This window comes from Agromyces sp. NPDC052230, from assembly GCF_040679595.1.
GTDB lineage: Bacteria > Actinomycetota > Actinomycetes > Actinomycetales > Microbacteriaceae > Agromyces.
The window spans coordinates 343,920-361,423 of record NZ_JBFAVC010000002.1; the positions used below are offsets into that span (position 1 = coordinate 343,920).

Annotated in this window: 19 protein-coding genes; 12 read left to right on the forward strand and 7 right to left on the reverse strand. The window is 69.0% G+C overall.

Going from position 1 to position 17,504, the window contains the following annotated elements; translation table 11 throughout:
* The first annotated feature begins 33 nt into the window (after positions 1-33).
* Positions 34-861 carry an undecaprenyl-diphosphate phosphatase gene (locus AB0K73_RS06840; protein ID WP_360512296.1) on the forward strand — a complete coding sequence of 276 codons (828 nt, stop codon included), beginning with the start codon at positions 34-36 and terminating at the stop codon, positions 859-861.
* Positions 862-908: 47 nt separating this feature from the next.
* Here AB0K73_RS06840 and AB0K73_RS06845 read toward each other — a convergent pair whose 3' ends face one another.
* On the reverse strand, positions 909-1,850 hold the full coding sequence (locus AB0K73_RS06845) for a PAC2 family protein (protein ID WP_360511939.1): 942 nt from the start codon (positions 1,848-1,850) through the stop codon (positions 909-911).
* A gap of 75 nt (positions 1,851-1,925) precedes the next feature.
* Here AB0K73_RS06845 and AB0K73_RS06850 point away from each other — a divergent pair, with 75 nt between their 5' ends.
* The 9 genes from AB0K73_RS06850 (at position 1,926) to lnt (ending at position 12,040) form a co-directional block, all read left to right on the forward strand.
* A complete protein-coding gene (locus AB0K73_RS06850) occupies positions 1,926-2,600 on the forward strand; it encodes an HAD family phosphatase (protein WP_360511942.1) in 675 nt (224 codons plus the stop codon).
* On the forward strand, positions 2,597-3,682 hold the full coding sequence (locus AB0K73_RS06855) for a tRNA (adenine-N1)-methyltransferase (protein WP_360511945.1): 1,086 nt from the start codon (positions 2,597-2,599) through the stop codon (positions 3,680-3,682). The genes AB0K73_RS06850 and AB0K73_RS06855 overlap by 4 nt, the downstream gene beginning before the upstream one ends.
* Before the next feature lie 43 nt (positions 3,683-3,725).
* Positions 3,726-4,661: an FKBP-type peptidyl-prolyl cis-trans isomerase gene (locus AB0K73_RS06860; RefSeq protein WP_360511948.1), complete on the forward strand. Its 936-nt coding sequence runs from the start codon at positions 3,726-3,728 to the stop codon at positions 4,659-4,661.
* 50 nt (positions 4,662-4,711) lie between these two features.
* Entirely contained in the window at positions 4,712-5,740 is a 1,029-nt protein-coding gene (locus AB0K73_RS06865; protein WP_360511950.1) for a WYL domain-containing protein, read from the forward strand.
* Positions 5,740-6,807, forward strand: a complete 1,068-nt coding sequence (locus AB0K73_RS06870; protein WP_360511952.1) for a WYL domain-containing protein — start codon at positions 5,740-5,742, stop codon at positions 6,805-6,807. Before AB0K73_RS06865 ends, AB0K73_RS06870 begins: the two co-directional genes overlap by 1 nt.
* Before the next feature lie 98 nt (positions 6,808-6,905).
* On the forward strand, positions 6,906-7,169 hold the full coding sequence (gene tatA, locus AB0K73_RS06875) for a twin-arginine translocase TatA/TatE family subunit (protein WP_360512298.1): 264 nt from the start codon (positions 6,906-6,908) through the stop codon (positions 7,167-7,169).
* Positions 7,170-7,234: 65 nt separating this feature from the next.
* The gene (gene tatC / locus AB0K73_RS06880) at positions 7,235-7,987 is read left to right on the forward strand and encodes a twin-arginine translocase subunit TatC (protein WP_360512300.1); all 753 of its coding nucleotides are present in this window, start codon (positions 7,235-7,237) and stop codon (positions 7,985-7,987) included.
* A gap of 25 nt (positions 7,988-8,012) precedes the next feature.
* Positions 8,013-10,442 carry a DEAD/DEAH box helicase gene (locus AB0K73_RS06885; protein ID WP_360512302.1) on the forward strand — a complete coding sequence of 810 codons (2,430 nt, stop codon included), beginning with the start codon at positions 8,013-8,015 and terminating at the stop codon, positions 10,440-10,442.
* A gap of 29 nt (positions 10,443-10,471) precedes the next feature.
* Positions 10,472-12,040, forward strand: a complete 1,569-nt coding sequence (lnt, locus tag AB0K73_RS06890; protein ID WP_360511954.1) for an apolipoprotein N-acyltransferase — start codon at positions 10,472-10,474, stop codon at positions 12,038-12,040.
* Here the strand turns inward: lnt and AB0K73_RS06895 are convergent.
* From AB0K73_RS06895 to AB0K73_RS06915, 5 genes are all read right to left on the reverse strand, one after another.
* Complete coding sequence (locus AB0K73_RS06895) at positions 11,997-12,359, reverse strand: RNA polymerase-binding protein RbpA (RefSeq protein WP_360511956.1); 363 nt, start codon at positions 12,357-12,359, stop codon at positions 11,997-11,999. The genes lnt and AB0K73_RS06895 overlap by 44 nt on opposite strands.
* An 86-nt stretch (positions 12,360-12,445) precedes the next feature.
* Positions 12,446-13,198 carry a glycerophosphodiester phosphodiesterase gene (locus tag AB0K73_RS06900; RefSeq protein WP_360511958.1) on the reverse strand — a complete coding sequence of 251 codons (753 nt, stop codon included), beginning with the start codon at positions 13,196-13,198 and terminating at the stop codon, positions 12,446-12,448.
* A gap of 9 nt (positions 13,199-13,207) precedes the next feature.
* Positions 13,208-14,173: an SPFH domain-containing protein gene (locus AB0K73_RS06905; RefSeq protein ID WP_360511960.1), complete on the reverse strand. Its 966-nt coding sequence runs from the start codon at positions 14,171-14,173 to the stop codon at positions 13,208-13,210.
* Positions 14,174-14,203: 30 nt separating this feature from the next.
* Entirely contained in the window at positions 14,204-14,683 is a 480-nt protein-coding gene (locus AB0K73_RS06910; protein WP_360511963.1) for an NfeD family protein, read from the reverse strand.
* 67 nt (positions 14,684-14,750) lie between these two features.
* Entirely contained in the window at positions 14,751-15,221 is a 471-nt protein-coding gene (locus AB0K73_RS06915; RefSeq protein WP_360512304.1) for an NfeD family protein, read from the reverse strand.
* 146 nt (positions 15,222-15,367) lie between these two features.
* Here AB0K73_RS06915 and AB0K73_RS06920 point away from each other — a divergent pair, with 146 nt between their 5' ends.
* The gene (locus AB0K73_RS06920; RefSeq protein ID WP_360511965.1) at positions 15,368-16,135 is read left to right on the forward strand and encodes an SDR family oxidoreductase; all 768 of its coding nucleotides are present in this window, start codon (positions 15,368-15,370) and stop codon (positions 16,133-16,135) included.
* Between the two features lie 126 nt (positions 16,136-16,261).
* Here AB0K73_RS06920 and AB0K73_RS06925 read toward each other — a convergent pair whose 3' ends face one another.
* Positions 16,262-16,870: a DUF308 domain-containing protein gene (locus AB0K73_RS06925; protein ID WP_360511967.1), complete on the reverse strand. Its 609-nt coding sequence runs from the start codon at positions 16,868-16,870 to the stop codon at positions 16,262-16,264.
* Positions 16,871-17,052: 182 nt separating this feature from the next.
* Between AB0K73_RS06925 and AB0K73_RS06930 the strand changes: the two genes are divergently transcribed.
* Positions 17,053-17,502: a helix-turn-helix transcriptional regulator gene (locus AB0K73_RS06930; protein ID WP_360511969.1), complete on the forward strand. Its 450-nt coding sequence runs from the start codon at positions 17,053-17,055 to the stop codon at positions 17,500-17,502.
* Positions 17,503-17,504 lie beyond the last annotated feature (2 nt).

Sequence of the window (17,504 nt, forward strand, 5' to 3'; positions counted from 1 at the left end):
GACCGGTCTCGATTCCCGACTCTCGGAAGGCCCATCTCCACCGTGCTCGAAGCGATCATCCTCGGCCTCGTGCAGGGCCTCACCGAGTTCCTCCCGATCTCCTCGAGCGCCCACCTGCGCATCCTGGGGGAGTTCCTCCCGAACGCCGAGGACCCGGGCGCCGCCTTCACCGCGATCACCCAGATCGGCACCGAGGCGGCGGTCGTCGTGTTCTTCTGGCGTGACATCGTGCGCATCATCTCGCACTGGTTCAAGGCGCTCTTCGGCCGCATCCCGCGCAACGATGCCGACGCGCGCATGGGTTGGCTCATCATCGTCGGCTCGATCCCGATCGTGGTGCTCGGCATCCTCTTCCAGGACCAGATCGAGACCACGTTCCGCTCGCTCTGGATCGTGGCGACCATGCTCGTCGTCTTCGGCATCATCCTCGGCCTCGCCGACTGGGCCGGCGCGAAGAACCGCCGGCTCGAGCAGTTGAACGTGCCGCACGGCGTGCTCTTCGGCTTCGCGCAGGCGCTCGCGCTCATCCCCGGCGTCTCACGTTCGGGGGGAAGCATCACCATGGGCCTGCTGCTCGGCTACGAGCGGGCCGCGGCGGCGCGGTACGCGTTCCTCCTCGCGATCCCCGCCGTGTTCGGCTCGGGCTTCTACCAGTTGGTGAAGAGCTGGGGCGAGCCGGCCGTCTACGGCCCCATCGAGACGGCCGCTGCGACGCTCGTGGCGTTCGTGGTCGCGATCCTCATCATCGCGTTCTTCATGAACTGGATCTCGAAGCACAGCTTCCTGCCGTTCGTGATCTACCGGCTCCTGCTCGGCGGGTTCATCTTCTTCCTGCTCGTGACAGGCACCGTCGACGCCTGACGCATCCGCCTACGGCGAGCGGATGCCGCAGCCGATGTGTTCGCGGCTCAGCCGCCGTCGCGCGGCCGCCGGGGCTCGTCGCGCGGCCCGTCGCCACGGCCGTCGGCGCGACCCTCGGGCCCGTCGCCGCGCCGGCGGAGGTATCGCTCGAACTCCTGCGCGATCGCCTCGCCGCTCGCCTCGGGCGCGTCGACGGCGTCGCGCGCCTGCTCGAGCTGCGTGATGTAGCCGGCCATGTCCTCGTCGTCGGCGGCGAGCGCGTCGACCCCGGCCTCCCACGCCTTGGCCTCCGTCTCGAGGTTGCCGCGTGGAATGCTGAGCCCCGTCAGCTCCTCGACCTTGCCGAGGAGCGCGAGCACGGCCTTGGGGGAGGGCGCGTTGTGCACGTAGTGGGGCACCGACGCCCACAGCGACACCGTGGGGATGCCGACGCGTTCGGCCTGGTCGGCGATCACGCTGAGGATGCCGACGGGTCCTTCATAGCTCGAGCGGTCGACGCCGAGCGCCTGGCGCACTTCGGCGTTCTCGCTCGAGGCGAACACCGACAGCGGGCGCGTGTGCGGGGCATCCGCGAGCATGGCGCCCAGGAGGACGATGCCCTCGATGTCGGCGGTCAGCGCGGCGTCGACGAGCTCGGCCGCGAATCCCTTCCAGCTGCGGGCGGGCTCTGCGCCGATGAGTACGTGCAGGGTCTCTGCGCCCGGGCCGGTGACCTGTTCTTCCTCGTCGGACGTGGGCATGCCGCTCGGTCCGAGGATCGCCGCTCCCGGCCAATCGAGGCGGCGGTTCCCGTCTTCGCCCACGACGACGGTGGGCCGCGTGAACTGGTAGTCGAAGTAGAGCTCGGGGTCGACCGCCGCGATCTCGACGAGTCCGAGACGTTCGACCAGGAGCTTGGCCGCGCCGGTCGCCGCCTCCCCGGCGTCGTTCCAACCTTCGAATGCGACGACGAGCAGCCTTCCGCCCTCGAAACCGGCCGGCTGTTTCACTCCTGGTGCCCCGCTTCCCGCCCCGGTGAACCCGGGACACCTCCACAATAGGCCGTGCCCGTAGACTTGCGGGTTGTGACTACTCGCCTCCCCGCCGCCGTCCTCTGGGACATGGACGGCACCCTCGTCGACACGGAGCGCTACTGGATGGCGGCCGAGGAGGAGCTCGTGGAGTCCTTCGGCGGCCGTTGGACCCACGAAGACGGCCTCGGCCTCGTCGGCAGCGGGCTGTGGGAGGCCGCGGCGGTCTTCCAGTCCGCAGGCGTCGACCTCGACGCCGACACGATCGTGGCACGGCTCAGCGCACGGGTGCAGGAGCAGCTCGCCGAGCACGGCGTGCCGTGGCGGCCCGGCGCCCGCGAGTTGCTCGAGGCGCTGCGCGAGGCATCCGTTCCCACCGCACTCGTCACCATGTCGGTGCGGTCCATGGCCGACGACGTGGTGCGCGCCATCCCGTTCCACGCGTTCGACGCCATCGTCACGGGCGACGCGGTCGAGCATGCGAAGCCGCATCCCGAGCCGTACCTGAAGGCCGCCGAGGAGCTCGGCGTCGACGTGGGCGAGTGCGTCGCCATCGAGGACTCGCCAGCGGGCCTCACCTCGGCGTGGGCGGCCGGCACCATCGCCGTGGGCGTGCCGAACATCCTCTCGCTCGATGAGGCACCCGCGCACGTGCTCTGGCCGACGCTCGAGGGTCGCACCGTCGCCGACTTCGGCGCCCTCCTCGACGCGAGGCGGGCACGAGCATGACCGGGAGTCGCGGCGAGCGATCGGGCCCGTTCCGCGCGGGCGACCGCGTGCAGCTCACCGGCCCGCGCGGGCGGATGCACACGATCACCCTCGAACCCGGCAAGCTGTTCCACTCCCACAAGGGCCCCATCGCGCACGACGACCTCATCGGCCTGCCCGACGGCTCCGTCGTGACGAACCAGGTGGGCGTCGAGTACCTCGCGCTTCGCCCGCTCCTCAGCGACTTCGTGATGTCGATGCCGCGCGGCGCGGCGATCGTGTATCCCAAGGACGCCGCGCAGATCATCGCCCAGGCCGACATCTTCCCGGGCGCGACGGTCGTCGAGGCGGGGGTCGGGTCGGGTGCCCTGTCGCTGTGGCTGCTCCGCGCGATCGGGCCGGTCGGGCGCCTGCACTCGTTCGAGCGACGTGACGAGTTCGCCGAGGTCGCGCGCGGCAACGTCGCGACGTTCCACGGCGCCGACCCCGAGAATTGGTCGATCACCCTCGGCAACCTCGCGACGGCACTGCCCGAGCAGGTGGCCGAGGCATCCGTCGACCGGGTCGTGCTCGACATGCTCGCCCCGTGGGAATGCATCGACGCCGTGTCGACCGCGCTGAAGCCCGGTGGCGTGCTGCTCTGCTACATCGCCACCGTGACGCAGCTCTCCCGGGTGGCCGAGGCGATCCGCGCAACGGGCTGGTACACCGAGCCGCAGGCGAACGAGACGATGGTGCGCGGCTGGCACGTGCAGGGGCTCGCGGTGCGACCCGACCACCGCATGATCGCGCACACGGGCTTCCTCCTCACGGCGCGGCGGCTCGCACCCGGCACCGAGCTGCCCGAGCTCAAGCGACGCCCGTCGAAGTCCGACTTCAGCGACGAGGACTTCGAGGCGTGGACGCCCGGCGCCCTCGGCGAACGCCAGGTGAGCGACAAGGCGCTGCGCAAGCGCGTGCGAGCAGCGGATGCCGCGGCCGCGCGCTCGCGCGCCGATTCCGAGCCCGAGGCGCCTGACGTTCCCGATGCCGACGACGCCGACGACGCTGACGACTCCACCGACTCCACCGACGCCGCCGGCCCCTCGGGTGAAGCCCGGTAGGCTACCAACGCCCCTCCGCGACCCATCGAAGAATCGAGGATCAGTGCGCTCGTCATTCGCGCTCATCGCCACCGCCGGACTCGTCGCCGTCGCGCTCGCAGGCTGCGCCACGGCGCCCGGCCCCGAGGCCACTGCCGGGCAGTCGTCCGACGTCGTGAACGTGAAGGGCGACTTCGGCGAGAAGCCGCGGGTCGATTTCCCGACGCCGCTCGTGCCGGGCGAGACGCAGTGCACCGAGATCATCGCGGGCGAGGGTGAGCATGTGCAGGAGGGCCAGCAGGCACTCATCGGGCTCGCGGTCTACAACGGCACCACCGGTGACGAACTGCAGACCGCCGGATTCGGCGACGAGGATCCCCTCGCCATCACGTACGCACCCGATGCCCTGCCCGGCCTGAACAAGGCGCTCTCCTGCGCTCAAGTGGGTTCGCGGGTCGTGGCGGTCGTGCCCGAGGAGGACGCCTTCGGCGATCAGGGCAATCCCTCGATCGGGATCGAGCCCGGCGACAGCATCGTCTTCGTCATCGACGTCGAGAAGGTCTTCCTCTCGCGCGCCAACGGCTCCGTGCGCCTCACTCGCGACGAATTCCCTGCGGTCGTGCTCGCGCCCGACGGGCGGCCGGGCATCACCGTGCCGAAGTCGAACCCGCCCGAAGAGCTCGAGGTCGAGGTGCTGAAGCAGGGCGTCGGCGAGAAGGTCGAAGACGGCGATTCCGTGGTCGTGCACTACACGGGCGTGCTGTGGGACGACAACTCCGTCTTCGACTCGAGCTGGGAAACGGGCCGACCCGCCACGTTCGTCGTCGGCGAGGAGGGCAACGTGATCCCGGGCATGTCCGAAGCGCTCGTGGGCCAGACGGTCGGCTCTCAGGTCGGCATCATCGTGCCGCCGTCGGAGGGCTACGGCGACGAGGGCAACGCGAAGATTCCCGGCGGTTCGACGCTGTTCTTCGTGGTCGACATCCTGGGCGTCGCCTGACCCGGCCGGCAGCGGTCGAGGGTCGCCGCCGCATGAGTATGATCGCTCGTGTGGCTGGCGCAGGGAGTAAGGGAGAGTCGAGGATTCCGGTCGAAGACCGGCTCTTCAGCCTCGTGCTCGCGCTCCTCGCCACCGAGACAGGCCTCCTGAAGTCCGAGATCCTCTCGTCGGTGCGCGGCTACGCCGAGCGGTACGCCGAATCGGGTGGCAACGCCAATCTGGAGCGCCAGTTCGAGCGCGACAAAGACGACATCCGCGAACTCGGCATCCCCCTCGAGACGGTCGAGTCACCCGACCGTCCGGGCGACAACCAGGCACTGCGATACCGCATCCCGAAGGGCCAGTACGACCTGCCCGACGAGGTGCGGTTCACGCCCGACGAGCTCACGCTGCTCGGCCTCGCCGCCGAGGTGTGGCGCGAGGCCTCGCTGTCGGCCGATTCGCAGCGCGCGCTCACGAAGCTGCGCTCGTTCGGCATCGAGCCGCGCGACCCGGTGATCGGGTACGCACCCCGGCTGCGGGTGCGCGATGCCGCGTTCGAGCCGTTGCGGCAGGCGCTCGATCGCCGTCAGACCGTGCGTTTCCGGTACTTCAAGCCTGGGGAGGCGGAGCCGCGCCTGCGCACCGTGAACCCGCTCGCGGTCGTGCTGCACGAGAGCCGTTGGCACCTGCACGCATACGACCGCGACGCGGCAGGCCCCCGCACCTTTCTGCTCTCCCGCATCATCGGCGAGGTCGAGCCGGTTCCCGGCCTGACCTTCGATGCGCCGCCGCCCGGCATCCAGGACCGTATCCTCGCCGAGCTCGACGAACTCAGACTCAGCAACGCCGCCGATCTCGAGGTGTCGGCCGGCACCGACGCGGAGGTGCGCCTCGGCAAGCGCGCGGTGCTCCGCGACGAGGACGCCGGGGTCATCCGCCTCCATTACACCGATGCCGCGGTGTTCGCCGATGAGCTCGCCGCGTACGGCCCCGAGGTGCATGTGGTGAATCCGGCATCCCTGCGCGAGGCGGTGCGACAGCGTCTCGCCACCGTCGCCGCCGCCCACGGCGGCGAACGCCACGAAGGAGCCCCGTGATGGCCGCCCGTCGCGCCAGGCCGCTGAAGGGCCCCGACAAGCTCGTCTTCCTGCTCTCGTTCGTGCCCTACCTGCTGGAGCAGCGCGTCGTCGCGGTCTCCGACGCCGCGGCGCATTTCGGTATGACCGACGAGGAGATCCGCGACGCCGTGCGCCTCATCGCGACGTCGGGTCTGCCCGGTTCCACGGGCACGTACCAGCCCAACGACCTGTTCGACATCGACTGGGAGTCGTTCGAGGACGACGACGTGATCGTGATCGTGCACCACGTCGCGATCGACGACGCGCCGCGGCTGTCGGCGCGTGAGGCGGCGGCGCTCATCGCGGGCCTCCAGTACCTCTCCGCGTCGCCTGAGAACGCGGGCAGCGCTTCGCTCGCCTCCCTCATGGCGAAGCTCACCGCGGGTGCGTCCGCGACGCCGAGCCGACTCGCCGTCGCCGAAACCGAGGCCGACTCCTCGCTCGCCGCCATCCGCGAAGCCGTCGCCGTCGGACGCCAGATCGAGTTCGACTACCTGAACGCCCGTGGAGAGGGCAGCAGGCGTCGAGCGGATCCGCTGCGGATCATCTCGCAGGACGCGGACTGGTACCTGCAGGCGTTCTGCCATACCCGCCAGGACGTACGGAACTTCCGCGTTGACCGGATGAGCGACCTCGTGGTCACCGACGAGCCGGTGGGCGACCACTCGCAGCATCAGGTCCCCGACACGCTCTTCCAGCGGTCGGACTCCGACCTCGACGTGGTGGTCGACGTGTCGCCGTCGACCCTGCCGCTGCTGGCGGATTACCTCGCCGATTCGCGTACCCGCGAGGTCGACGGGCGCCTGCGGGTGACACTGCGACTCGCGCACGTGCACGGGCTGAAGCGGCTCGTCGCCGGACTCCCGGGTCTCGTCACGGTCGTCTCGCCGCCCGAGGCTCGAGCGGCGGTCGCGGAGTGGGCAGAGGCCGGCCTCGCCGGATACCGCGCCGACGAGGAATCCGCCGACGAGGGATCCGCCGACGAGGAATCCGCCGACGAGGGATCCGCCGGCACGGCCACGACGACCGGGCCCGACGAGCCGTAACAGGCCGCCGGCGGGACGATGGACAACGGGTTCGTCCGTCAGGCGCACAGGGCGGTTAGACTGACGTGACGAACCCCCGGAGAACGGACGGACACCCTATGTGGCAAGGCTTCACTGGTTGGCACGCGCTGATCATCCTCGTGGTCATCCTGCTGCTCTTCGGCGCGCCCAAGCTCCCGGCCCTCGCCAAGAGCCTCGGCCAGTCGATGAAGATCCTGAAGAGCGAGGTGCGTTCCGACAAGGACGAGACCGCCGAGGGCACTGCGGCGCGTGATACGGCTACGCCTGCGGCGCCCGAGGCGAGCGGCACCGCCGGCGTCCAGGCCAAGAGCGACGAGGCCGACTCCGGCAAGAGTCGCTGAACCTGATGTCCGCGACGAAAGATCGCGGGGAGAAGACCCGCGGGGAGAAGAACCGCGAGAAGCGGATGTCGCTCGGTGAGCACCTCATCGAGCTGCGCAAGCGCCTGTTCATCTCGGCGATCGCGATCGTGCTCGGTGGTGTGCTCGGCTGGATCCTGACGGACCTGTTCGTGTGGGAGGCGATCCAGGAGCCGGTCTACCGCGTCGCCGAGGCCCGGGCGGATGAGACCAGCATCATCTTCCCGACGATCTCGAGCGCGTTCGACCTTCGGCTGCAGATCGCGCTGACGCTCGGCATCGTGGTCTCGAGCCCGGTGTGGCTGTACCAGATCTTCGCGTTCCTCGTTCCCGGCCTCAACACCAAGGAACGCAAGTTCACGTTCGTGTTCTTCGCCACCGCCATCCCGCTGTTCTTCGCGGGCTGCGCGGCCGGCTGGTTCGTGCTGCCGAACATCGTGAAGCTCATGACCAGCTTCGTGCCCGAGGGCGGCGCGTCCCTGCTCACCGCGAAGGAGTACATCGACTTCGTGCTGAAGCTCGTGGTCGCGATCGGCGTCGCCTTCGTGGTGCCGGTGTTCGTGGTACTGCTGAACTTCGCCGGCGTGCTCAGCGCGGCGGCGATCATCAAGTCGTGGCGCATCGCCATCCTCGTGATCGTGCTCTTCACGGCCCTCGCAACGCCCTCGGCCGACGTCGTCTCGATGTTCATGCTCGCGATCCCGATGATCGCGCTGTACTTCGCCGCGTGGGGCATCGCGCATCTGCACGACAAGCGGGTCGAGCGAAGGAACCGCCTCGAGTTCGGGGCTGCCGTCTAGCAGCGCTGTCTAGGCTGGAGGGGTGATGAGCCTCTCTCCGGCCGAACGGTATGCGATCTCACGCGAGCAGCGTCGGAAGCCACGGCTCGCGGAGTTCGCCGCTCGACTCCGTTTCGACCTCGACCCGTTTCAGCGGGGCGCGTGCTCCGCGCTCGATGAGGGCCACAGCGTCCTCGTCGCGGCACCGACCGGTGCCGGCAAGACCGTCGTCGCCGAGTTCGCCGTCTTCCTCGCCATGCAGGAGCCGGGCGCGAAGGTGTTCTACACGACGCCCATCAAGGCCCTGAGCAATCAGAAGTACCAGGAGCTCGCCGAGGAATGGGGGCCCGCAGAGGTGGGCCTGCTGACCGGCGACACCAACATCAACTCGAGCGCCCGCATCGTGGTGATGACCACCGAAGTGCTCCGCAACATGCTGTACGCCGACTCGCCGCTCCTCAGCCGGCTGGCGTACGTGGTGATGGACGAGGTGCACTACCTCGCCGACCGCTTCCGCGGCGCCGTGTGGGAGGAGATCATCATCCACCTTCCCGAGGAGGTGCGGCTCGTCTCGCTGAGCGCGACGGTGTCGAACGCCGAGGAGTTCGGCGACTGGCTGCAGGCGGTGCGCGGCGATACCGACGTGATCGTCTCCGAGGACCGTCCGGTGCCGCTCGAGCAGCACGTGCTCGTGAAGGCGAAGCTCATCGACCTGTTCGACTCCTCCGGCCAGGCGTCGACCAATCGCGTGAACCCCGAACTGCAACGGCTGGCGCGGTCGGGCGGCCGTTCGATCTCGACGCGGTCGACGCGCGGCCGCCGGGGCAGCGATCGGGGGCGGTTCCACCAGCAGGCGCAGGCGAACGGGCGGATCGACCGGCCCGATGTCGTGGAGCTCCTGCATGGCAAGCACCTGCTCCCGGCGATCGTGTTCATCTTCTCGCGGGCGGGCTGCGACCAGGCCGTCCGCCAGGTGCTCCGTTCCGGCATCCGGCTCACCGACGGTGCCGAGCGCGACGAGATCCGCTCGATCGTCGAGGAACGCGCCCGGATGCTGCGCGACGAGGACCTCGCCGTGCTCGGGTACTGGGAGTGGCTCGAGGGACTCCAACGCGGCGTCGCCGCGCATCACGCCGGGATGCTGCCGGCCTTCAAGGAGATCGTCGAGGAGCTGTTCCAGCTGAAGCTCCTCAAGGTCGTGTTCGCCACCGAGACCCTGGCGCTCGGGGTGAACATGCCGGCGCGATCGGTGGTGCTCGAGAAGCTCGAGAAGTTCAACGGCGAGGCCCGTGTGCCGATCACGCCGGGGGAGTACACGCAGCTGACCGGCCGAGCCGGCCGACGCGGCATCGACGTCGAGGGACACTCGGTCATCCAGTGGGTCGACGGGCTCGATCCCGAGTCCGTCGCCTCGCTCGCCTCCCGGCGCAGCTACCCGCTGAACTCGAGCTTCAAGCCGACCTACAACATGGCTGTGAACCTCATCGACCAGTTCGGGCGCGAGCGCACGCGGCAGATCCTCGAGCTCTCGTTCGCGCAGTTCCAGGCCGACCGGGCGGTCGTCGACCTCGCGCGCACGCTGCGCAAGCAGGAGGAGTCGATGGCGGGCTTCGAGGAGGCGATGCGCTGTCACCTCGGCGACTTCGGTGAGTACGCCGCCATCCGCAGGCGCATCGGCGAACTCGAACGGCAGGGATCGAAGGGCAATCCCACCCATGCCCAGCGCGAGCGGATGCAGCGAGAGCTGAACGGTGTGCGCAAGGCGATGCGCGCGCATCCGTGCCACGGCTGCGCCGAGCGGGAGCAGCATGCGCGATGGGCCGAACGGTGGTGGCGCCTCAAGCAGGAGCACGACCAGCTGTCACGTCAGATCCGCACCCGCACCGGCCAGGTCGCGAAGCGGTTCGACCGGGTCACCGAAGTGCTCGAATCGCTCGGCTACCTCGAGCGCAGCACGAGCGGCGAACTCGTCTCGGCCGCGCCCGGTCGCACGCTCAAGCGCATCTACGGGGAACGCGACCTCCTCGTGGCCGAGAGCCTGCGCCTCGGCCTCTGGGATCGCCTCGACGTGCCGTCGCTCGCCGCGATGGCCGCGGCACTCGTCTATGAACCGCGACGCGACGACCGCGGTGAGCAGTTCCGGATGCCCCGCGGCCGGTTCCGTGACGCCTACGATCGAACGACGGATGTCTGGAGCGAGCTCGACGACCTCGAACGCGAGCACCGCCTCTCGGGCACCGAACAACCGTCGCCGGCACTCGCCCTGGCCATGCACGCCTGGGCGAGCGGTGCAGACCTCGGCAAGGTGCTCGCCGACACGGAGCTCGCCGCCGGCGACTTCGTGCGGCTCACCAAGCAGGTCGTCGACCTGCTCGACCAGATCTCGATCGTGGCCGATGCCGAGCTGGGGGCCACCGCTCGTGCGGCCATCGACGCCGTTCGCCGGGGTGTGGTGGCCTACGGCACCGTGGCCTGACGGGGCGGGCGTTCGCCTAGGCTGATCTGGTGCCCGAACGCGAACCGCGACCCCTCCTGCCGCTCTGGGCTGCGGTCCTCGCGTCGATCGCCGGCGGTCTCGTGTACGACCTGGGATTTCCGGGCGCGAGCATCTGGCCGCTCGCCTTCGTCGGCATCGGGCTCGCACTCGTCAGCCTGATCGGCCGCTCGTCGTGGACGGCGTTCCACCTCGGGCTCGTCTTCGGCCTTGCGTTCTACCTGCCGCAGGTCTCGTTCACGGCGCTCTATCTCGGGCCGATTCCGTGGCTCGCGCTCTCGATCATCCAGTCGTTGTTCGTGGCCGGCGGCGCCGTGCTGATCACGCTCGCCTACCGGTGGGTGCCCCGTGCGAGCGCGTCGCGCTGGGCCCCGCTCGTCTGGCTGCCGCTGCTCGTCGCCGGCCTCTGGATCGTACGAGAGGCGGCGACGGGATCGATCCCGTACGGCGGGTTCCCGTGGGGGCGCGCGGCGCTGAGCCAGTCGGAGAGCCCGTTCGCCCAGGTCGTCTCGTGGGTGGGTTCGACCGGCCTGGGCCTCATCATGGTCACCCTGGTCGCGGGGGTCATCGAGTGGATCCGGTTGCGCGGCTGGCAGGACCTGCGGTCGGCCATCCCCGTCGCGGCGCTCATGATCGTCGCTGTGGCGGTGCCGGCGTGGCCCACCGAGCCCGTGGGCGATCTCCGGGTCGCGAGTGTGCAGGGCAACGGTCCAGCCGGCTACTTCGACGAACGCGAGCCAGGCGACCTGCTCGCGGCGCAACTCGAAGCGACACAGCCGATCCTCGACGAGCCGGGCGTCGACGTGCTGCTGTGGCCAGAGGGCGGATCCGACATCGATCCGACGCGCAGCGACGCGGCGGCGCGCACCTTCGATTCGCTGAGCCAGGAACTCGACGCGCCGGTCGTGCTCAACACGGTCACGACACGCGAGGAGCAGTTCTACAACACGTCACTCCTGTGGGTCGCGGGGGAGGGAGCCGTCGACAGCTACGACAAGCGCAACCCCGTACCCTTCGGCGAGTACATTCCCGACCGTTGGTTCTTCGACGCGATCGCCGGCGACCTCACGGGCCTCATCCAGCGTGGGTACTCGCCCGGCACGAACGCGCCGGTGTTCGACCTCGGCGATGCCGTCGCGGGCCTCGCGATCTGCTTCGACGTCATCTACGACAGCCTGATCTGGGAGGGCGCGCGAGACGGCGCACAGGTCTATCTGTTCCAGACGAACAACGCCGACTTCCGAGGCACCGACGAGAACGAACAGCAGCTCGCCATCGCGCGACTGCGGGCGATCGAGACGGGCCGGTCGGTGGTGAACATCTCGACGGTGGGCACGAGTCAGGTCATCGACCCGACGGGGCGCACCATCGATTCGCTGCCGGCCTACGAGAAGGGCGCCATGGTGACCGACGTCGAATTGCGCGAAGGACTCACACCCGCAGTGATGCTCGGCACAGGGGTGCCGGGCCTGGCCGTGGCGAGCGCGCTCGGCGGTCTCGTCGCGGCAGGCATCCTGGCGCGTCGTGCCGCTGGGGTCAGGCGCTCTTCTGCTGGCCCCGCCGCGCGCGCAGGTAGTTGAGGCGCTCCTCGAGGATCTCCTCGAGCTCGGCGCGGGTACGGCGCTCGAGCAGCATGTCCCAGTGGGTGCGGGCGACCTTCTCACCGGAGCGGTCGACGTCCACGGGCTTCGAGTCGACGAGCAGCGTGGCGGCGGCGCCGCAGTAGCGGCACTCCCACGACTCGGGCAGCTCGGCTTCGGTCGAGAAGGTCATGACGGTCTCACGACTGCACGTCTCACAGCGGTAGGTGTAGTCGGCACGACCGGCGAAGACGACGCCCTCTTCACTCTGCAGGCTCTGTGCACCGATTCGCATGCCTCGTAGGCTCCGGTCCGCCATGGCGTACTCCTCTCGATCGTCTTCTAGGTATAGACGATCAAGCTGGACATTCCCTTGCCGGTAACTGGGTGATTGCCGGGGAATTCTCAGCTTCGTGAGGCGATGAGGGGTATGGCGAGGTCGGCCCGATCGGTGACGAGTCCATCGACACCGAGATCCAGGAGCCGCGCCATGTCGGCGGGGTCGTTGACGGTCCAGACATGCACCTCCGCACCGGCGCGATGCACGGCCTCGATGAAGCGTGGTGTGACGAGCCTGACCGAACCCACGCGCTCGGGAATCTGCAGTGCGGCCGCACCACGGCGCGCCAGTCCGACGGCCGCCGGCCACCGGAGCATCGAGGCGAGCCGGGTGGTGAGGACGCCCCGACTGCCGGCCGACGTCACCGATTCGGGAACGAGCACGCCGAGTCGGAGCCGGCGATGCTCGGAGAAGCTCGTGAGCAGCACCCGCGACGCCGCCCGAGTCCGCTCAATGGCCGCGACGGCGGGCGTGACGGCACCCGCCACCTTGATGTCGATGTTGAATCGGAGGTCGGGGAACGCGTCGAGGGCCTCCTCGAGCGAGGCGAACCCCTGCCCGAGCCCGAGGTCGACGCGCCGCAACTCATCCATCGTGAGTCGGGACACGTCGATCTTCCGGCCCGCGACCCGGGCGAGCGAGGGATCGTGCGCGATGACCGCGACGCCGTCGGCCGTGACGTGCACATCCGTCTCGATGTAGGGCGCGCCCACGGCCACGGCGCGCTCGAAGGCGAGGAGGGTGTTCTCGGGCGCATCGATCGCCAGGCCGCGGTGCGCGAGCACGCGCGGGGTCGGCAGGTCGAAGTACGTCGACACGAGGTCGGTTTACGGGCGGCGGTCGAACGGGTCGGCGCCCGGCGCGTCCGGCGGGGTCGTGGCATCCGTCGCCCCGCCCGCCTGCGGCGCGAACGCGCGGCCGATGCCCTTCAGGGCCTCGGTGAGCTCGCTCGGCACGATCCACAGCTTGTTCGCCTCGCCCTTGGCGATCTGCGGCAGCATCTGGAGGTACTGGTAGCCGAGCAGCTTCGGATCGGGGTCGCCCTTGTGGATGGCGTCGAACACCGTGAGGATCGCCTCCGCCTCGCCCTGGGCGCGCAGCACCGCGGACTTCGCATAGCCCTCCGCCTCGAGGATGGCGGCCTGCCGCTGCCCCTCGGCCGTGAGGATGGCCGACTGCTTGGTGCCCTCGGCCGTGAGGATGAGCGCCCGGCGGTCGCGCTCGGCGCGCATCTGCTTCTCCATCGAGTCCTGGATGGAGAGGGGCGGGTCGATCGCCTTGAGCTCCACGCGCGACACGCGGATGCCCCACTTGCCCGTGGCTTCGTCGAGCACGATGCGCAGCTGTCCGTTGATGTTGTCGCGGCTCGTGAGGGCCTCTTCGAGGTTGAGTCCGCCGACGACGTTTCGAAGCGTGGTGGTGGTCAGCTGTTCGACCGCCCCGAGGTAGTTCGCGATCTCGTAGGTCGCGGCCCTGGCATCCGTCACCTGGAAGTAGACGACCGTGTCGATCGAGACCACGAGGTTGTCTTCGGTGATGACCGGCTGCGGCGGGAAGGAGACGACCTGCTCCCGCATGTCGACCAACGGGCGCACCCGGTCGATGAACGGCACGAGGATGTTGAGGCCCGGCGAGAGCGTCTTGTGGTACCGCCCGAGTCGTTCCACCACGCCCGCGTACGCCTGCGGAATGATCCGGATCGCGCGAACCAGCACCACGATCACGAAGATGGCGACGACGATCAAGAGGACGACGACGAAGATCTGGCCGACGAACCCATCGATGCTGATCATGCGGTGCTCCTGTGCGGTTGGGAGTGGAGGTCAGGCGCTGACGTCGCGCTCGACGGGGACGATGACGACGGTCGCTCCGTCGACGAGGACGACCCTGACGGATGCCCCGGCGCCGACGACGCGCTCGTCGACGGTGTCGGGGGCGAGACGGGCCGTCCAGGTCTCACCGTTGGCGAGCTTGACGAGACCGGTCGTGTCGGAGACGGAGGACACGACGCGGCCCGACATGCCCTGGAGCGCCGCGATGTTGCTCGGCGTGTCGTCGGCACCGCGGCGCATGTAACGCAGCAGCACGGGGCGGATCGTGAGGATCAGGAGCACCGAGACGGCCGAGGCGACGAGGATCTGCACCCACCACTCCCAGCCGAGGAGATCGGCGCCGAGCCCGGCGACCGAGCCGAACGCGAGCATGAGGAAGGTGAACTCGAGCGTCAAGAGCTCGATGATCACGAAGACGAGGATCAGGATGAGCCAGACGATCCAGACGTACTGGGTCAGGTCCACCAACATGCGATCGCCCCTTCGACGTCCTCCTGCTTCGAACCTAGCACCGCGCAACCACGAGGTGCTGGGTCGCTCACGGGTTCGTCGTACTCCGTTCGACGGGCACGACGACCGCCGTCGCCCCGTCGATTCCCGTGACGAGCACACGACGACCGACGGCGACATCCGCCTGCTCGGTGATGGGTGACAGCCGCGCCGTCCACACGTCGCCGTTCTGAAGGCGGATCTGACCACCCGACGGCGTCACCGTGCGCACGACGGAGCCCTCCGCGCCGATCAGGGCGTCGATGTTGCTGCGCGCCGGATCGCCGCGCTGGCGGAGCATCCGGAGCAATGGCGGCCGCAGCGTGAGGATCAGCGCCAGTGAGACGACCGCCGCCACGACGAACTGCGCCCACCACGGGATGCCGAAGAGTCCCGACAGCAGGCCCGTCACGCTGCCCAGAGCCAGCATGAGGAACGTCATCTCGAGCGTGAAGACCTCGATGGTCGCGAACACGAGGATCAGCACCAACCAGACGATCCAGGCGTACTGGGTCAGCACATCCAATTCGGTCTCCTTCGCCGGAAGCCGCCGTGGCTCGCTCCGAAACTAGCAGGCGGCAATCGCCGGGAGGCGAGTTGATAGTCTCGGTTCGGCGCATCGCCAGGACCGCCGGGTCCGCCACCAGAGCCACGAGGAGCCACGCCGTGACCAATCCACTCGCACCAGGATCGCTCGACGGCCGCGTCGCCCTCGTGACCGGTTCGTCACGCGGCATCGGCGCCGACACCGTGCGGTACCTGGCGGGCGCCGGGGCATCCGTCGTGGTGAACTACCGCAGCAAGGCGCCGCGCGCCGAGAAGGTCGTCGCTGAGATCGAAGCGGCCGGCGGGCGCGCGATCGCGGTCGGGGCGGACCTCACCGACGCCGCCTCGGTGGCGTCGATGTTCGAGCGTGTCGTGTCGGATTTCGGTCCGATCGACATCCTCGTGTTGAATGCCTCGGGCGGCATGGAGACCGGCATGGGTGAGGACTACGCCATGCGTCTCAACCGCGATGCGCAGGTGAACGTGGTCGAGGGGGCGCTGCCGCACCTGGCCCCCGGCGCCCGCATCGTGTTCGTCACGAGCCACCAGGCGCACTTCATCCGCACCACGCCCACCATGCCCGAATACGAGCCGGTGGCGCTGTCGAAGCGTGCCGGCGAGGATGCGCTGCGGGCGAAGCTGCCGGAACTCGAGGCCGCGGGCATCGAGCTCGTGGTCGTCTCGGGCGACATGATCGAGGGCACCATCACCGCGACGCTCCTTGAGCGCGCGAACCCCGGCGCCATCCAGGCGCGCAAGCAGGACGCCGGACGCCTCTACAACGTGTCGGAGTTCGCCGCCGAGGTCGCACAGGCCGCCGTGGATCCCGTGCCGGCCGATCACACCCGGTATGTCGGCGACACGACGGGTTTCGTTCGCGAGGGCTGATTTCGGTCAGCACCATAGGTGTGACGTCGCGTCGATGCATCCGTCGCCGTCGACACGAAAGCCGGACGCGAGCCTGTTGACTCGCGACCGGCCTCGATCGCCCGGATGCTGGCGGATGCCCCGGCTCTACGCCGTGGCGTTCACCCCGCGGCCGAACGTGAACGCGCGCACGATCTGCATGATGCCCAGGATGATCAGGGCGATGCCCGTGATGATGAACAGCACGACGGCGCCCCATAGCGGCGAGAAGAGCAGCGTGATGCCCGCGACGACGCTCAGGATGCCGAAGAAGATCGCCCATCCCTTCGACGGCGAGTCGCTCGACTGCGCCAGTGCCACGACGCCCTCGATGATCCAGAGGATGCCGACGAACACGCCGAGGAAGATCCCGAGGATGATCGCCGACTCGGTGGGGCTCACCAGCACGATGATGCCGCTGATGATGAAGAGGACGCCGAGAATGATGTCGAGTGCCCTCGCACCCCCGGTGATGCCCTTCGAGAAGATACCCAGGCCGAGGTACGCGATTCCGGCGATGAGGAAGTAGATCCCGACCATCACCGTGAGGGCGATCGCCGATCCCTTCGGCCAGAAGGTGATCAGCAGGCCGATGATCAGGGCGGCGGCCCCCGAGACGCCGAGCGCCGTGCGCACCGTGTTGATGCTTGACTTGGACAGGTTCGCTGAATCCAGGCTGAAGGCAGCGAACATCGTATTGGACTGCGGTGTCGACATGACAAGGTCCTTTCCGAACGACCACGCGGAGCATTGCAGGGTCAGGCTAAGCCTCCTCATTAGCTGGGTGTTGGATGTGAGACCGTTCGGCTGCGGCGTGTCGTCGGGAGTTCGGGGGGCGTGGTGCCCCGACGGAGGTCCGACGCTGGACAACGTCGGTGGGACGTGCCACGATCTGGCAAGTGAGCAGGACCATCGATGCCGAGCAGCGCCTGCACGATCTCGTGCGGCTGCGCCGGGTGCGCGATCGCATCGACCGCGAGTACGCGCAGCCCCTCGACGTCGAGGCGTTGGCACGCGGAGCCAATATGTCGGCGGGTCATCTCAGTCGTCAGTTCCGCCTGGCCTACGGCGTGTCGCCGTACTCATATCTGATGACGCGTCGCATCGAGCGGGCGATGGCGCTGTTGCGCCGCGGCGACCTCAGCGTCACCGAGGTCTGCTTCACGGTCGGATGCTCCTCACTCGGCACCTTCAGCACCCGCTTCACCGAACTCGTCGGGGTGCCGCCGAGTGTGTACCGGGAGCAGGAGGCGCAGGCCACGACCGGAATGCCCGCCTGCACCGCCAAGCAGGTCATGAGGCCGGTCAGGAATCGAGAAGCGCAGCCCGTCGAGCCCCGGCTAGCGTGACG

Excerpts from the sequence above, each read along its gene's own strand:
- AB0K73_RS06895 (WP_360511956.1), bottom strand. The coding sequence starts at position 12,359 with ATGGCGGACCGGAGCCTACGAGGCATGCGAATCGGTGCACAGAGCCTG.
- AB0K73_RS06910 (WP_360511963.1), bottom strand. The coding sequence starts at position 14,683 with ATGTTGGTGGACCTGACCCAGTACGTCTGGATCGTCTGGCTCATCCTG.
- AB0K73_RS06925 (WP_360511967.1), bottom strand. The coding sequence starts at position 16,870 with ATGTCGACACCGCAGTCCAATACGATGTTCGCTGCCTTCAGCCTGGAT.
- AB0K73_RS06905 (WP_360511960.1), bottom strand. The coding sequence starts at position 14,173 with ATGATCAGCATCGATGGGTTCGTCGGCCAGATCTTCGTCGTCGTCCTC.
- AB0K73_RS06870 (WP_360511952.1), top strand. The coding sequence starts at position 5,740 with ATGGCCGCCCGTCGCGCCAGGCCGCTGAAGGGCCCCGACAAGCTCGTC.
- AB0K73_RS06885 (WP_360512302.1), top strand. The coding sequence starts at position 8,013 with ATGAGCCTCTCTCCGGCCGAACGGTATGCGATCTCACGCGAGCAGCGT.
- tatC (WP_360512300.1), top strand. The coding sequence starts at position 7,235 with ATGTCGCTCGGTGAGCACCTCATCGAGCTGCGCAAGCGCCTGTTCATC.
- tatA (WP_360512298.1), top strand. The coding sequence starts at position 6,906 with ATGTGGCAAGGCTTCACTGGTTGGCACGCGCTGATCATCCTCGTGGTC.
- AB0K73_RS06855 (WP_360511945.1), top strand. The coding sequence starts at position 2,597 with ATGACCGGGAGTCGCGGCGAGCGATCGGGCCCGTTCCGCGCGGGCGAC.